Source organism: Pseudomonas sp. LBUM1669 (assembly GCF_059695705.1).
On record NZ_CP166784.1, the window covers coordinates 5,982,045 to 5,996,184 of the forward strand.

General features: G+C 60.5%; 16 protein-coding genes. 8 read left to right on the forward strand and 8 right to left on the reverse strand.

From position 1 onward, the window contains the following. Window positions 1-4: 4 nt before the first annotated feature. Together ACA051_RS27850 and ACA051_RS27855 are read left to right on the forward strand one after the other, a co-directional pair. Entirely contained in the window at window positions 5-328 is a 324-nt protein-coding gene (locus ACA051_RS27850) for a DUF3392 domain-containing protein (protein ID WP_084322429.1), read from the forward strand. 157 nt (window positions 329-485) lie between these two features. Beyond that, window positions 486-1,034 carry an RNA 2'-phosphotransferase gene (locus tag ACA051_RS27855; RefSeq protein WP_497306138.1) on the forward strand — a complete coding sequence of 183 codons (549 nt, stop codon included), beginning with the start codon at window positions 486-488 and terminating at the stop codon, window positions 1,032-1,034. A gap of 131 nt (window positions 1,035-1,165) precedes the next feature. Here ACA051_RS27855 and trmB read toward each other — a convergent pair whose 3' ends face one another. The 4 genes from trmB to ACA051_RS27875 all read right to left on the reverse strand — a co-directional run bounded on the left by trmB (window position 1,166) and on the right by ACA051_RS27875 (window position 3,418). Next, complete coding sequence (gene trmB, locus ACA051_RS27860; RefSeq protein WP_497306140.1) at window positions 1,166-1,891, reverse strand: tRNA (guanosine(46)-N7)-methyltransferase TrmB; 726 nt, start codon at window positions 1,889-1,891, stop codon at window positions 1,166-1,168. A 9-nt stretch (window positions 1,892-1,900) separates the two neighbouring features. Next, the gene (locus ACA051_RS27865; RefSeq protein ID WP_007897902.1) at window positions 1,901-2,695 is read right to left on the reverse strand and encodes a thiazole synthase; all 795 of its coding nucleotides are present in this window, start codon (window positions 2,693-2,695) and stop codon (window positions 1,901-1,903) included. Window positions 2,696-2,755: 60 nt separating this feature from the next. Further along, entirely contained in the window at window positions 2,756-2,956 is a 201-nt protein-coding gene (thiS, locus tag ACA051_RS27870) for a sulfur carrier protein ThiS (protein WP_454246176.1), read from the reverse strand. A 90-nt stretch (window positions 2,957-3,046) separates the two neighbouring features. After that, window positions 3,047-3,418 (reverse strand): DUF423 domain-containing protein, encoded by a 372-nt coding sequence (locus ACA051_RS27875; RefSeq protein ID WP_497372686.1) that lies wholly within the window; start codon window positions 3,416-3,418, stop codon window positions 3,047-3,049. A gap of 74 nt (window positions 3,419-3,492) precedes the next feature. Here ACA051_RS27875 and mtgA point away from each other — a divergent pair, with 74 nt between their 5' ends. Beyond that, on the forward strand, window positions 3,493-4,215 hold the full coding sequence (gene mtgA / locus ACA051_RS27880) for a monofunctional biosynthetic peptidoglycan transglycosylase (RefSeq protein ID WP_497372688.1): 723 nt from the start codon (window positions 3,493-3,495) through the stop codon (window positions 4,213-4,215). Window positions 4,216-4,282: 67 nt separating this feature from the next. Here mtgA and rpoH read toward each other — a convergent pair whose 3' ends face one another. From rpoH to ftsY, 4 genes are all read right to left on the reverse strand, one after another. Next, window positions 4,283-5,137: an RNA polymerase sigma factor RpoH gene (gene rpoH, locus ACA051_RS27885; protein WP_007897890.1), complete on the reverse strand. Its 855-nt coding sequence runs from the start codon at window positions 5,135-5,137 to the stop codon at window positions 4,283-4,285. Between the two features lie 113 nt (window positions 5,138-5,250). Then, entirely contained in the window at window positions 5,251-6,273 is a 1,023-nt protein-coding gene (gene ftsX / locus ACA051_RS27890; RefSeq protein ID WP_497306147.1) for a permease-like cell division protein FtsX, read from the reverse strand. Then, a complete protein-coding gene (ftsE, locus tag ACA051_RS27895) occupies window positions 6,270-6,941 on the reverse strand; it encodes a cell division ATP-binding protein FtsE (protein WP_123434743.1) in 672 nt (223 codons plus the stop codon). Before ftsE ends, ftsX begins: the two co-directional genes overlap by 4 nt. Continuing rightward, complete coding sequence (gene ftsY / locus ACA051_RS27900; protein ID WP_497372690.1) at window positions 6,938-8,428, reverse strand: signal recognition particle-docking protein FtsY; 1,491 nt, start codon at window positions 8,426-8,428, stop codon at window positions 6,938-6,940. The genes ftsE and ftsY overlap by 4 nt, the downstream gene beginning before the upstream one ends. A gap of 344 nt (window positions 8,429-8,772) precedes the next feature. Between ftsY and ACA051_RS27905 the strand changes: the two genes are divergently transcribed. From ACA051_RS27905 to ACA051_RS27925, 5 genes are read left to right on the forward strand one after another with little or no spacing between them, the layout of a single operon-like run. Then, window positions 8,773-10,128, forward strand: a complete 1,356-nt coding sequence (locus ACA051_RS27905) for a M16 family metallopeptidase (RefSeq protein WP_497372692.1) — start codon at window positions 8,773-8,775, stop codon at window positions 10,126-10,128. Beyond that, window positions 10,121-11,611 (forward strand): M16 family metallopeptidase, encoded by a 1,491-nt coding sequence (locus ACA051_RS27910; protein WP_497372694.1) that lies wholly within the window; start codon window positions 10,121-10,123, stop codon window positions 11,609-11,611. The genes ACA051_RS27905 and ACA051_RS27910 overlap by 8 nt, the downstream gene beginning before the upstream one ends. After that, the gene (rsmD, locus tag ACA051_RS27915; protein ID WP_109635619.1) at window positions 11,611-12,222 is read left to right on the forward strand and encodes a 16S rRNA (guanine(966)-N(2))-methyltransferase RsmD; all 612 of its coding nucleotides are present in this window, start codon (window positions 11,611-11,613) and stop codon (window positions 12,220-12,222) included. Before ACA051_RS27910 ends, rsmD begins: the two co-directional genes overlap by 1 nt. A 56-nt stretch (window positions 12,223-12,278) precedes the next feature. Then, window positions 12,279-13,277 carry a hydrolase gene (locus ACA051_RS27920; protein ID WP_497306154.1) on the forward strand — a complete coding sequence of 333 codons (999 nt, stop codon included), beginning with the start codon at window positions 12,279-12,281 and terminating at the stop codon, window positions 13,275-13,277. Window positions 13,278-13,280: 3 nt separating this feature from the next. Continuing rightward, window positions 13,281-14,120, forward strand: coding sequence for an AraC family transcriptional regulator (locus ACA051_RS27925; protein WP_497372696.1), 840 nt, complete (start codon window positions 13,281-13,283; stop codon window positions 14,118-14,120). Window positions 14,121-14,140 lie beyond the last annotated feature (20 nt).

The following is a 14,140-nucleotide window of genomic DNA, read 5'->3' on the forward strand; positions in this document are numbered from 1 at the left end:
ACGAATGGATTTGATACTCGACCTGCTCGCCACCGTCTCCCGCTGGAGCCGCAGCAACCTGTCGGAAATCTCTCTGGCGCTGGTGGGCTGCCTGCTCGTGTTGTTTGGCGCCGATATCAAAGGCTGGGTCGACCAACGTCTGGGCAGCATCGCCGGCGCCTTGCGCGTCCCGCTAATGGCCCTGCTGTGCATGGTCGGCAGCGGCGTCGCGTTGATCTATGCCACCCCGTGGATCATCAAAGGCCTGAGCCAGTTCAACAACTACAGCCTGGCGCCAGTGTTGTTGGTGGTGCTGGTGCTGATCGGCGTCGTCGCAGACCGCCGCTGAACCCGAACCCAACACAAAACCTGTAGGAGCGAGGCTTGCCCGCGAAGAGGCCCTGACATTCAACATTTATGCTGACTGTCAAACCGCGTTCGCGAGCAAGCTCAGCTCCTACAGGTTTTGAGATCAGCGCGTTGATTGCTGACCGTCAGGGAAGATCATGAGTAAAAAGCTGCTGGATGAAACAAGCAAATTTCTCAGCTATGTGCTGCGCCACGAGCCACAGGCCATCGGCTTGAAACTGGACTCCGACGGCTGGGCGGCTATCGACGCGCTGATCAGCGGCGCGGCGCTCGACGGTAGAACCCTGGATCGACCATTGATCCAACAGGTCGTCGACAGCAGTGACAAGAAACGCTTTTCGATCTCCGAAGACGGCCAACGCATCCGCGCCGTCCAGGGCCACTCAACGAAAACCGTCGACCTGCAATTCGAAGAAAAACGCCCTCCCGCGACGCTGTACCACGGCACCGCGTCCCGGTTCATGGCGTCGATCAACGAGCAAGGGTTGATCGCGGGTTCACGGCATCACGTGCACCTGTCCCAAGAGGTCGAAACCGCCAGTGCCGTGGGCCAGCGCTATGGGACAGTGGTCATTCTGCAGGTCGCTGCCTTGCAGATGCTGGAGCACGGTTTCAAGTTCTATCAGGCCGAGAATGGCGTTTGGCTAACTGAGCAAGTGCCAGTGAAATTCATCACGCCTCTGTAAGCAAAAAACGACACAAAACAAATGTGGGAGCGAGCCTGCTCGCGATGAGGGCTTAACATTCAACATCTTCGTTGACTGTCAGACCGCTATCGCGAGCAGGCTCGCTCCCACAGTTTTTATTGCATTACGGCTCAGGACTGTTTTTCGAACTTCAGGTCCCACACGCCATGCCCAAGACGTTCGCCGCGGCGTTCGAACTTGGTGATCGGGCGTTCGGTTGGGCGCGGGACGCATTTGCCGTCTTCGGCCAGGTTGCGATAACCCGGTGCGACGTTCATCACTTCCAGCATGTACTCGGCGTAGGGTTCCCAGTCGGTGGCCATGTGCAGAATGCCGCCGACCTTCAACTTGCTGCGCACCAGCTCAGCGAACGAGGCCTGAACGATACGGCGTTTGTGGTGACGGCTCTTGTGCCACGGGTCCGGGAAAAACAGCATCAGGCGATCGAGGCTGTTATCGGCCACGCAACGGTTGAGCACTTCGATCGCGTCGCAATCGTAGACCCGCAGGTTGGTCAGGCCCTGAGTCAGCACGCCGTTGAGTAGCGCGCCGACACCCGGACGGTGAACTTCCACACCGATGAAATCCTGCTCTGGCGAGGCCGCGGCCATTTCCAGCAGCGAATGGCCCATGCCAAAACCGATCTCCAGCGAGCGCGGCGCCGAGCGACCGAAAACCTGGTCGAAGTCCACCGGCGCGTCGGCCAGAGGCAACACGAACAACGGCGTGCCCTGCTCCAGGCCTTTTTGCTGGCCTTCGGTCATGCGTCCGGCGCGCATCACGAAACTCTTGATGCGGCGGTGTTGGCGCTCGTCGCCTTCTTCCGGCTGGATAGGCGTTTCGTTTGATTCAGTCATCAATGGCTCTTACTTGATCAGACCATCCAGCGGCGAGGAGGCGCTGGCATAGAGTTTTTTCGGCATGCGGCCGGCGAGGTAGGCCAGGCGGCCCGCAACGATGGCGTGTTTCATGGCTTCTGCCATCATGATCGGCTGCTGGGCATGGGCGATGGCCGAGTTCATCAGCACCGCTTCGCAACCCAGTTCCATGGCGATGGTGGCGTCGGAGGCGGTCCCGACACCGGCATCCACCAGCACCGGGATCTTGGCTTCTTCGAGGATGATCTGCAGGTTGTACGGGTTACAGATCCCCAGACCCGTGCCGATCAGACCGGCCAGCGGCATGACCGCGATGCAACCGATTTCCGCCAGTTGACGGGCGATGATCGGGTCATCACTGGTGTAGACCATCACGTCGAAACCTTCCTTGACCAGCACTTCGGCGGCCTTGAGGGTTTCGATCACGTTGGGGAACAGGGTTTTCTGGTCCGCCAGCACTTCCAGCTTCACCAGGTTGTGGCCGCCGAGCAGCTCACGGGCCAGGCGACAGGTGCGCACAGCCTCGGTCGCGTCGAAGCAACCGGCGGTGTTCGGCAGGAAGGTGTAGCGATCCGGCGACAGGACTTCGAGCAGGTTCGGTTCGCCCGGGTTCTGGCCGAGGTTGGTACGGCGCACGGCGAAGGTGACGATCTCGGCACCCGAGGCTTCGATGGCCAGGCGGGTTTCTTCCATGTCGCGGTACTTGCCGGTGCCTACCAGCAAACGCGACTGGTAAGTACGACCGGCCAGGACGAAGGGCTTGTCGCTACGAACGATGCTCATGGGAAATCCTCTGTAGGGGTGAGGTTCTTGCAGAATTCTGTGCCCTTGCGGGCCGGGCGGCTAGCCGCCGCCGATGGCGTGGACCACTTCGATGGAATCGCCGTCGTTCAGCGTGGTTTCTGCATGCTGGCTGCGCGGGACGATATCCAGATTGAGTTCGACCGCCACCCGGCGTCCGGTCAGTTCCAGACGGGTCAGCAGGGCCGCAACGGTTTCACCGTCGGGCAGTTCAAGGGATTCGCCGTTCAACTGAATGCGCATACCGAATGCCGCCATCATTTTTAGGGGCTGGCATTCTAGCCCGATCAGTCTTGGCGACCCAAGCCATTCGTCATGAAATGGACCGCCCGGTCAGCTCAACCGCCAGGCGGCAAGCCCCACGCAGAACCAGCCGACCAGGAATGCCAGGCCGCCGAAGGGTGTGATGATCCCCAGCTTGCTGACGCCGGTCAGGGTCAGCAGGTACAGACTGCCGGAAAACAACAGGATGCCAATGACAAACGAGGCGCCTGCCCAAGTGATCAAGCGTCCCGGAATCTGCGTGGCCAGCAGCGCCACGCCCAGCAGCGCCAGGGTGTGCACCAATTGGTAGGTGACGCCGGTATGGAAAATCGCCAGGTACTCGGGGGTCAGACGGTTTTTCAGGCCGTGGGCGGCGAACGCGCCAAGAGCAACACCGGTGAAGCCGAAGAAAGCGGCAAGCATCAGAAAGCCACGCAGCATGAAGAACTCCAGTCAGACTCGATCAACAGGGTCTGTATAATGGCCCGCTCAACGGGTTCGGCCAAGCCATCTCTATGCTGCGTTTATTTTTGCGACGATTCACAAAGGCCCTGCTCTGGTTCGCGGGCGGCAGCGTATTGCTGGTGTTGATTTTTCGCGTGGTACCGCCACCGGGAACGGCGCTGATGGTCGAGCGCAAGGTCGAATCCTGGTTCGACGGCGAGCCCATCGACCTGCAACGCACCTGGAAGCCTTGGGATGAAATCTCTGACGATCTGAAAGTCGCGGTCATCGCGGGTGAGGATCAGAAATTCCCGGAGCATTGGGGTTTTGACTTTGGGGCGATCCAGAAAGCCCTGGCCCATAACGAGCTTGGCGGTTCGATTCGCGGCGCCAGCACCCTGAGCCAGCAAGTCTCGAAGAATCTGTTTTTGTGGTCCGGCCGCAGTTGGCTGCGTAAAGGCCTGGAGGCCTGGTTCACCGGGTTGATCGAGGTGCTGTGGCCCAAGCAGCGGATTCTTGAGGTGTACCTCAACAGCGTCGAGTGGGATGACGGGGTGTTTGGCGCGGAAGCGGCGGCCCGGCATCACTTTGGTGTTGGTGCCAAATCGCTTTCTCGACAGCAGTCGAGTTTGCTGGCGGCGGTACTGCCTAACCCGCGGGTATGGAGTGCGAGTCATCCAACTAACTACGTCGCACGGCGAGCGGGATGGATTCGACAGCAGATGAGTCAGCTCGGTGGCGATAGCTATCTGGTAGGCATCAATGATTCACGCCGCGCACCTTGGGCTCAGTGATTTTTTGATGCATAAACAAAAACGCCCCGATCAATGATCGGGGCGTTTTTTTATGCCTGCGCGCAGGTTATGCGGCAATCGACAACTTGAGCTTATTCATCGCGCTCTTCTCGAGCTGACGAATACGCTCGGCCGAGACGTTGTACTTCTGCGCCAGGTCATGCAGCGTAGCTTTTTCTTCCGCCAGCCAGCGCTGGTAGAGGATGTCACGGCTGCGGTCGTCCAGCACTTCAAGCGCTTCGTGCAGGTTGTGGTTCGAATTGTCGCTCCAGTCGGCATCTTCCAGCTGACGGGCCGGGTCGTACCGGTGGTCTTCCAGGTAGTTGGCCGGCGATTGGAATGCACTGTCGTCGTCCGCTTCCGCGGCCGGGTCGAAGGCCATGTCATGGCCGGTCAGGCGACTTTCCATCTCACGCACTTCCCGCGGCTCTACGCCGAGGCTTTCCGCCACACGGTGGACTTCCTCGTTGTTCAGCCACGCCAGACGTTTCTTCTGGCTGCGCAGGTTGAAGAACAGCTTGCGCTGGGCCTTGGTGGTCGCGACTTTCACAATGCGCCAGTTGCGCAGTATGAACTCGTGAATTTCCGCCTTGATCCAGTGCACCGCGAACGAAACCAGACGCACACCCATTTCCGGGTTGAAGCGCTTCACCGCCTTCATCAGGCCGACGTTGCCTTCCTGGATCAGGTCAGCCTGAGCCAGGCCGTAGCCGGAATAGCTACGGGCGATATGTACAACAAAACGCAGGTGGGCGAGCACCATCTGCCGAGCCGCCCCCAAATCCTGCTCATAATAGAGACTCTCGGCCAGTTCACGCTCCTGCTCCGGCGTCAGCAATGGAATGCTGTTCACGGTGTGCACATAGGCCTCCAGGTTCGCACCCGGGACCAGAGCATATGCAGGTTGCAAAGAATTGGTCATACGAAAAAACCTCCGACTTACATAACTCGTGCAGTTCAGCACTGCGAAAATTGACCGAAAACCAAAAGACAAGTTCCCATAAACGCTGAAAGGTCAATACGAGCAAAATGATACTACTTAGGCGCAAGCTCCCTCAGGTGGCGTGCGACTGCAATCCATGCACCGATATACCCCAACAGCACCGCGCCAAGCAAGAGAGACAGGCCGTCGGCAACTGGCACTCCGGCCAGCGCGAAATCACTGCCGTACAAACCGGCCAGCCCCACCACCGCGTCGTTCAACCAGTTAAGGCCGAACGCCAATACACCCCAGGAAAGAATCCCCGCACCGAAGCCATACAACGCGCCCATATACAGAAAGGGCCGGCGCACATAGCTGTCCGTGCCGCCGACGAGTTTAATCACTTCTATCTCTGTGCGGCGGTTTTCAATATGAAGACGAATGGTATTGCCTATCACCAAAAGTAATGCAGAAACCAAAAGCACGGTCAGACCGAAGACAAAACGGTCACCCAGCTTGAGGATCGCTGCCAGACGCTCGACCCAGACTAGATCAAGTTGTGCCTGTTGTACCTTCGGCAGCTCGGAAAGTTTTTGTCGTAATGCTTCAAGCGCGGGCTTGTCGACCTCGTTCGGGGTCACCAGCACCACGCCAGGCAGCGGGTTTTCCGGCAATTCCTTGAGCGCTTCGCCCAGACCGGACTGTTGCTGGAACTCTTCCAGCGCCTGATCACGACCGACATATTCCGCCTCCGCAACGCCGGGCATGCCTTTGATCTGCTCGCGCAGCGACTCGCCTTCAGCAGGGCTGGCCTCGAGTTGCAGGTACAGGGAAATCTGCGCCGCACGCTGCCAGGAACCGCCCAGACGTTCGACGTTACTTAGCAAAAGTGACAGGCCCATCGGCAAACTCAGGGCAACTGCCATCACCATGCAGGTGAAAAAGCTGCCGATCGGGTGCTTGCCCAATCGACGCAGGCTGTCCAGCAAACTGGCCCGATGGCTTTCGATCCAGGCACGAAACAGCGTGGCGAAGTCCGGGCCGTCGTCATCGTCGCGCTTTTTCTTCTGCGGTTGCGGATCGGCAGCTTTCGGCGCCACGCGCTCGGAAACCTTGGGGCTACGTGTCGCACTCATTCCGCTGCCTCCCCGTCGCCAATCAATCGGCCGCGTTGCAGGGTCAACATGCGATGACGCATACGGGCAATCAGCGCCAGGTCGTGACTGGCGATCAGCACGCTGGTGCCCAGGCGGTTGATGTCTTCGAACACGCCCATGATCTCTGCCGCCAGACGTGGGTCGAGGTTACCGGTCGGTTCGTCCGCCAGCAGCAAGGCCGGACGATGGACGATGGCGCGGGCGATGCCGACGCGTTGTTGCTGGCCGGTGGACAGGTCGCCGGGATAGAGATCGGTTTTATCCGACAGCGCCACGCGCTCAAGTGCCGAATCCACGCGCTTGACGATCTCGGCCTTGGACAGCCCAAGAATCTGTAACGGCAGAGCGACGTTGTTGAACACCGTGCGATCGAACAGCAACTGGTGATTCTGGAACACCACGCCGATCTGCCGGCGCAGGTAAGGAATCTGCGCGTTGCTGATGGTGGCGAGGTCCTGGCCGGCCAGCAGCAGTTTGCCGGTGGTCGGACGTTCCATCGCCAGCAGCAGCCGCAACAAGGTGCTTTTACCGGCACCGGAATGGCCGGTGACAAACAAGAATTCGCCCCGACGGACTCGAAAGCTCAGCTCATGCAAGCCGACGTGACCGTTCGGGTAGCGTTTACCGACCTGTTCGAAACGAATCATGAACGCTCCCGCTCGGCAAACAGTGCCTGGACAAAGGGTTCTGCTTCAAAAGTACGCAAGTCATCGATGCCTTCACCGACTCCGATGTAGCGAATAGGCAAACCAAACTGCTTGGCCAGAGCGAAAATCACCCCGCCCTTGGCGGTGCCGTCGAGCTTGGTCAGCGCCAGGCCGGTCAGTTCGACGGTCTGGTTGAATTGCTTGGCCTGACTGATGGCGTTCTGGCCAGTACCGGCGTCGAGCACCAAGAGCACTTCGTGCGGCGCGTCGGCGTCGAGTTTGCTGATGACCCGTCGAACCTTCTTCAGCTCTTCCATCAAGTTGTCTTTGGTGTGCAGACGACCGGCGGTGTCGGCGATCAGCACGTCAATGCCACGAGCCTTTGCGGCTTGCACTGCATCGAAGATAACCGAAGCCGAGTCGGCGCCGGTGTGCTGGGCGATGACCGGGATCTTGTTGCGCTCGCCCCAGACTTGCAATTGCTCGACGGCGGCGGCGCGGAAGGTATCACCGGCCGCGAGCATGACTTTCTTGCCCTCGAGTTGCAGCTTCTTCGCCAATTTGCCGATGGTGGTGGTTTTGCCAGCGCCGTTGACGCCGACCACCAAAATCACGAAAGGCTTGTTCTGCGAGGTGATTTTCAGCGGCTGCTCGACAGGCTTGAGCATCGCGGCGAGTTCAGCCTGCAGGGATTTGTACAGCGCGTCGGCATCGGCCAGTTCTTTGCGCGCGACCTTTTGGGTCAGGCGCTGGATGATCACCGAGGTCGCCTCGACGCCAACGTCAGCGGTCAGCAGACGGGTTTCGATGTCTTCGAGCAACTCGTCATCGATGATTTTCTTGCCCAGGAACAGGCTGGCCATGCCTTCGCCGATGCTGGCGCTGGTCTTGGACAGGCCTTGCTTGAGGCGGGCGAAGAAACCGGCTTTGGATTCTTCGGTGCGCGGCGGCTCGATCGGGACTTCGGCGGGAACTGCGGGCGTGGCGACTGCCGGAGCAGCAGCAACGGGTGCAGAGGCTTGAACCACAGGAGCAGGTGGAGCGACGAACGCAGGAATCACAGGCTCAGGCTCGGCGACCACCACAGGCGTGACAACGGGCTCAACCACCGGCACTTGAACAGGCTCGGGAGCGAAGGCAGTGGGCGCAGGAATAGGTGGCGCTACGTGCGGCGCCAACTCGTCTTCAACCAAGGCCACCGGTTCTTCCGCCACCGGCAACGTCAGCCACGGCTCTAGAGCGGGTGCCAGCGGCTGCTCGGCAATGACTTCAGGTTCAGCCTCAGCCATCGGTTGCAGCACCGGCTCGGAAATCGGCAGAACAACCGGCGTCGGCTCTTCTTCTATTACCGGCGCGGGTGTTGGCTCAGCAAGTGGCTGTGGCTGTTCGACGACGGGTTCCTGCGGCTTTTTGCGCAGCCATCCGAACAGGCTTTTCTTCTCGCCAGCCGCAGCTGGGGTCTTCTTGTCGTCGTTGGAACCAAACATGGAGGACGGCTATCTCACGGTAGCGACGCGCCAAAGGGCGCCCCGGCAAATAAATATTCGATGCAGAACAGACTGCGATTGACCCAGCTTGTTCACGCGCAACATTTTGTCGAGGTGCAAACAGCACCTCAAAGGTTGACTAATACGAAGGACTGGAACGGCATCGTCGGCGAAAACGCAGAGTTTAGCTGACAAACTCAAAGCTTCCGCAGGTAACCCATGCAACCTTCCGGCCGATCAAAGGCCTGATAGGCGTGGCCGCCAGTAAAACGGACCAGTATCCTAGCACCCTCTCGCCCGCCGACGCTAAGACCAAGCGGGCAGCTCAACAGGTTTAAAAACGAATGAATGCTTTAGCCCGCCGCGCTGCAGGCCTGCTGCTCAGCACAGTTTGTCTGCCCCTCTCGGCCCTGGCTGCCGATCCACAACCCACCCACGAATTCACTCTGGATAACGGCCTGAAGGTCGTTGTGCGCGAAGACCATCGTGCGCCAGTGGTGGTTTCCCAAGTCTGGTACAAGGTCGGCTCGAGTTACGAGACGCCGGGCCAGACCGGTTTGTCCCATGCCCTGGAACACATGATGTTCAAGGGCAGCGAAAAAGTCGGCCCCGGCGAAGCGTCGCTGATCCTGCGCGACCTCGGCGCCGAAGAGAACGCGTTCACCAGCGATGACTTCACCGCTTATTACCAGGTGCTGGCCCGTGACCGTCTGGGCGTGGCCTTCGAGCTGGAAGCCGACCGCATGGCCAGCCTGCGCCTGCCGGCCGACGAGTTCGCCCGCGAGATCGAAGTCATTAAAGAAGAACGTCGTCTGCGCACCGACGACAAGCCGATGTCCAAGGCCTACGAACGCTTCAAGGCCATGGCTTACCCGGCCAGCGGTTACCACACGCCGACCATCGGCTGGATGGCTGACCTGGACCGCATGAAAGTCGAAGAGCTGCGCCACTGGTACCAATCCTGGTACGTGCCGAACAACGCCACACTGGTGGTGGTCGGCGACGTGACCCCGGACGAGGTCAAAACTCTGGCCCAGCGGTATTTCGGCCCAATCGCCAAACGCGATGTGCCATCGGCTAAAATCCCTCTGGAACTGGCCGAGCCTGGCGAACGCCAGATCACTCTGCACGTGCAAACCCAATTGCCGAGCCTGATGCTGGGCTTCAACGTGCCGAGCATCGCCACCGCCGAAGACAAGCGCTCGGTGAATGCCTTGCGCCTGATCTCCGCCCTGCTCGACGGCGGCTACAGCGGACGCATCCCGACGCAACTGGAACGCGGCGAAGAGCTGGTGTCCGGTGGTTCGTCGAGTTACGACGCTTACACTCGCGGCGACAGTCTGTTCACCTTGTCGGCCACGCCGAACATCCAGAAAAAGAAAACCATGGCCCAGACTGAAGCTGGCCTGTGGAAGCTGCTCGAACAGCTGAAAACTACCGCGCCGTCCGCCGAAGAACTGGAACGCGTCCGCGCGCAGGTCATCGCCGGTCTGGTCTACGAGCGTGATTCGATTACCAGCCAGGCCACCTCCATCGGCCAACTGGAAACCGTCGGCCTGTCCTGGAAACTCATGGACACCGAACTCGCCGACCTCGAAAGCGTGACACCGGAAGACATCCAGAAAGCCGCCAAGCTGTATTTCACCCGCGAACGTCTCAGCGTCGCCCATGTACTGCCACTGGAGACGACTCATGAGTGAGCGTAAAAAATCCCGTCTGGCCCTGATCGGCCTGATCGCTGTCGCCCTGATCGGCTCTGCTGCGTTCTATTTGTCGAAAAGCGAAGACTCCACGGCCAGCGAAGCCCTCGACAAGGCCAAGTCCAGCCAGAAGCTGCAATCGCTGAGTGAACTCGACGGCAAGGCGCCGAGCCACCGTTCGCTCGACGTACAGACCTGGAACACCGCCGAAGGCGCCAAGGTGATGTTCGTCGAAGCCCGCGAACTGCCGATGTTCGACCTGCGCCTGATCTTCGCCGCCGGCAGCAGCCAGGACGGCAACGCGCCCGGCCTCGCGCTGCTGACCAACGCGATGCTCAACGAAGGTGTGGCCGGTAAAGATGTTGGCGCCATCGCTCAAGGCTTCGAAGGCCTGGGCGCAGACTTTGGCAACGGCGCGTTTAAAGACATGGCACTGGCTTCCCTGCGCAGCCTCAGCGCCGCAGACAAACGCGAACCCGCGCTGAAACTGTTCTCTGAAGTCGTCGGCAAACCGACCTTCCCTGCCGACTCCTTTGCGCGCATCAAGAACCAGATGCTCGCCGGCTTCGAATACCAGAAGCAGAACCCGGGCAAACTGGCGAGCCTGGAACTGATGAACCGCTTGTACGGCGATCACCCCTACGCGCATTCCAGCGACGGCACGGCGAAAACCGTCCCGGCGATTACCGTGGCGCAACTCAAGGCGTTCCACGAGAAAGCCTACGCGGCCGGCAACGTGGTGATTGCGCTGGTGGGTGATTTGTCCCGCGCCGAAGCCGAGGCGATTGCCGCGCAGGTCTCCAGCGCGCTGCCAAAAGGCCCGGCCCTGGCGAAAATCCCGCAACCTGAAGAGCCAAAAGCCAGCATCGGTCACATCGAGTTCCCGTCCAAGCAGACCAACCTGATGCTTGCCCAACTGGGCATCGACCGTGACGATCCGGACTACGCCGCACTGTCTCTGGGCAACCAGATTCTCGGCGGCGGTGGTTTCGGCACCCGTTTGATGAGCGAAGTACGCGAGAAGCGTGGCCTGGCCTACGGCGTCTATTCGGGTTTCACCCCGATGCAGGCACGCGGCCCGTTCATGATCAACCTGCAAACCCGCGCCGAGATGAGTGAAGGCACGCTGAAACTGGTGCAGGACGTGCTCGCCGACTACCTTAAAACCGGCCCGACCCAGAAAGAACTCGACGACGCCAAGCGCGAACTGGCTGGCAGCTTCCCGCTGTCCACGGCCAGCAACGCCGATATCGTCGGCCAGCTCGGCGCGATGGGTTTCTACAACTTGCCGCTGAGTTATCTGAACGACTTCATGCGTGAGTCGCAGAGCCTGACCGTCGAACAGGTCAAAGCCGCACTGAACAAACACTTGAGCACGGACAAAATGGTCATCGTCAGCGCTGGCCCGACCGTGCCGCAAAAGCCGTTACCGGCCCCAACTGATAAACCTGCCGAGCAGCCGCTCGGGGTTCCGGAGCATTGATGGCCACTCGTCCTAAGAAACCCGTTCACAACGTACACAACGGCGTGAACCAATTGCGCATCATCGGCGGCGAATGGGGCAGCCGGAAGTTGAGCTTCCCCGACGCCCCGGGCCTGCGCCCGACCCCGGACCGGGTGCGTGAAACCCTGTTCAACTGGCTCGCGCCTTACGTTGCCGGGGCCAAAGTGTTTGATCCGTTCGCCGGCAGCGGCGCGTTGTTCCTCGAGGCCTTGTCCCGTGGCGCGGCGATGGGGCAGGCGCTGGACGCCAGCAACATCGCGGTTGCCAGCATCAAGGAGCATCTGGGCACGTTGCGCTGCACCACCGGCCAGATCCAGACCGCCGATGCCTTGCGCTACCTGGAAACCCAGACCGCGACCGCCTACGACCTGGTGTTCCTCGACCCGCCGTTCAACCAGGACCTGTTACCGACCGTCTGCACGCTGCTTGAAGAGCGTCAGTGGCTGGCCAATGAAGCCTGGATCTACACTGAAAGCGAAAACGCGCCGTCGAGCCTCGGCTTGCCAGGCAACTGGCGCCTGCACCGGGAGCAGAAATCCGGGCGGGTGTATTACGCGTTGTGGCAACGTATGGCAGAGATCGCCGGTTAACCGACCGGCCTGAAAAAGGTGCGCACCGGCTGCGCACCGCTGCATCGAGAGCAATCGTGTCCTTTCTGTCAGAACGCTTCACCCCCGCCTTCGGCCTCGGCAACCCGCACCTGCAAACCTTGTGGGGACCGCTTTGGCGCAAAACCACGCACATCGAACGCGAGCGCGAACGCTTGTGGCTTGAGGATGGCGACTTTCTCGATATGGACTGGCACGGCCCGCACACCGCCGATGCGCCGCTGGTGCTGGTGCTGCACGGGCTGACCGGCTCTTCGAATTCGCCCTACGTGGCAGGGGTGCAGAAGGCGCTCGCTGCCCAGGGTTGGGCCAGCGTCGCGTTGAACTGGCGTGGCTGTTCGGGCGAGCCGAATCTGTTGGCGCGCAGCTACCATTCCGGTGCCAGTGAAGACGTGGCCGAAGCCATCAAGCACCTGCGGGCCAAGCGCCCTCTCGCACCGCTGTATGCGGTCGGCTATTCCCTGGGCGGCAATGTCTTGCTCAAGCATTTGGGCGAGACTGGCAGTGACAGTGGCGTGTCAGGCGCAGTCGCGGTGTCGGTGCCGTTTCGCCTCGATCATTGCGCCGATCGCATCGGCCAGGGTTTCTCGAAGGTCTATCAGGCGCATTTCATGCGCGAGATGGTGGCTTACATCAAGAACAAACAGCGCCAGTTCCAGCATGACGGGCGCGAAGATGGACTGGCGGCGTTGGCGGCGCTGGGCTCGCTGGAGAACATGCGCACCTTCTGGGATTTCGATGGCCGGGTCACGGCGCCGCTCAATGGTTTCGTCGATGCCGAGGATTATTATCGCCGCGCTTCGAGCCGGTATTTTCTTGGAGAGATTCGCACGCCGACCCTGATCATCCAGGCGGCCGATGATCCCTTCGTGTTCCCGCATAGCCTGCCGCACGCATCGGAATTGTCCGCCTCCACCCAGTTCGAGTTGCAAGCCAAGGGCGGGCATGTCGGTTTCGTCGATGGTTCGTTCCGCCAGCCGGGTTATTACCTGGAGCGGCGCATTCCTCAGTGGCTGAGCGCCGTGGGTCGCGGCTAAGCCATGGCCGCCGATCAGGGCGAGTCGATCCGCTTCTGGCAAACGGCGCCGTTGGCCGGCGTCGAATTATTGTCCGCGCGCTACATCGAACATCGCTTCGCGCCCCACGTGCATGACGGTTATGTGATCGGCATGATCATGGCCGGCGCCCAGCGTTATCGCTATCGCGGCGCCGAACACCTGGCCGGCAGCGGCACGCTGGTGTTGATCAACCCCGATGAACTGCACACCGGCCATAAAGGCACGGAGGATGGCTGGTTGTACCGGGCGTTTTATCCGGACAGCGGGCAGATTCTCTCGCTGCTGAACGAGCTGGAGTTGCCGACCACCCACTTGCCGGGGTTTGGCGCGACGCTGTATCGCGACCCTGATCTGGTGAAGGGTTTCTGCCAACTCCATCGTTTGTTGGAAAGTCCGTCCACGGCGCTGCAACAGCAAACCGTCTGGCGCGAGATGATGCTGTTGCTGCTGCAACGTCACGCCGCCGTGCCGATCGCCGGCAAACCCGGCAAGGAGCACCGGGCGGTGACGCTGGCCAAGGACTTGCTACAAGCACAACTGGCGGCGGCGCCCTCGCTGGAAGAACTGGCGGCAGCGGTCAATCTTTCCCCATTCCACTTCGCCCGGGTATTTCGTCGCGCCACGGGAATGCCGCCGCATACCTGGCTGATGCAGCAACGCATCGCGCAGGCAAGGGTGCTGCTACAGAACGGTTGTTTGCCGCTGGAAGTCGCGATGCAATTGGGGTTTGCCGACCAGAGTCATCTGAGTCGGCAGTTCAAGCAGGTTTACGGCGTTGGGCCGGGGGCGTATCGCAGTGCCCGGCAATTACCAGGATATTGAGCTCGACACAGGTCCAAATG

Bases quoted from the DNA above. Each gene is read 5' to 3' on its own strand.
- ACA051_RS27855 (WP_497306138.1), top strand. From the start codon at position 486: ATGAGTAAAAAGCTGCTGGATGAAACAAGCAAATTTCTCAGCTATGTG.
- trmB (WP_497306140.1), bottom strand. From the start codon at position 1,891: ATGACTGAATCAAACGAAACGCCTATCCAGCCGGAAGAAGGCGACGAG.
- ftsE (WP_123434743.1), bottom strand. From the start codon at position 6,941: ATGATTCGTTTCGAACAGGTCGGTAAACGCTACCCGAACGGTCACGTC.
- ACA051_RS27850 (WP_084322429.1), top strand. From the start codon at position 5: ATGGATTTGATACTCGACCTGCTCGCCACCGTCTCCCGCTGGAGCCGC.
- ACA051_RS27865 (WP_007897902.1), bottom strand. From the start codon at position 2,695: ATGAGCATCGTTCGTAGCGACAAGCCCTTCGTCCTGGCCGGTCGTACT.
- ACA051_RS27910 (WP_497372694.1), top strand. From the start codon at position 10,121: ATGAGTGAGCGTAAAAAATCCCGTCTGGCCCTGATCGGCCTGATCGCT.
- ftsX (WP_497306147.1), bottom strand. From the start codon at position 6,273: ATGAGTGCGACACGTAGCCCCAAGGTTTCCGAGCGCGTGGCGCCGAAA.
- ACA051_RS27925 (WP_497372696.1), top strand. From the start codon at position 13,281: ATGGCCGCCGATCAGGGCGAGTCGATCCGCTTCTGGCAAACGGCGCCG.
- mtgA (WP_497372688.1), top strand. From the start codon at position 3,493: ATGCTGCGTTTATTTTTGCGACGATTCACAAAGGCCCTGCTCTGGTTC.
- ACA051_RS27875 (WP_497372686.1), bottom strand. From the start codon at position 3,418: ATGCTGCGTGGCTTTCTGATGCTTGCCGCTTTCTTCGGCTTCACCGGT.
- rpoH (WP_007897890.1), bottom strand. From the start codon at position 5,137: ATGACCAATTCTTTGCAACCTGCATATGCTCTGGTCCCGGGTGCGAAC.
- ftsY (WP_497372690.1), bottom strand. From the start codon at position 8,428: ATGTTTGGTTCCAACGACGACAAGAAGACCCCAGCTGCGGCTGGCGAG.
- rsmD (WP_109635619.1), top strand. From the start codon at position 11,611: ATGGCCACTCGTCCTAAGAAACCCGTTCACAACGTACACAACGGCGTG.
- thiS (WP_454246176.1), bottom strand. From the start codon at position 2,956: ATGCGCATTCAGTTGAACGGCGAATCCCTTGAACTGCCCGACGGTGAA.
- ACA051_RS27905 (WP_497372692.1), top strand. From the start codon at position 8,773: ATGAATGCTTTAGCCCGCCGCGCTGCAGGCCTGCTGCTCAGCACAGTT.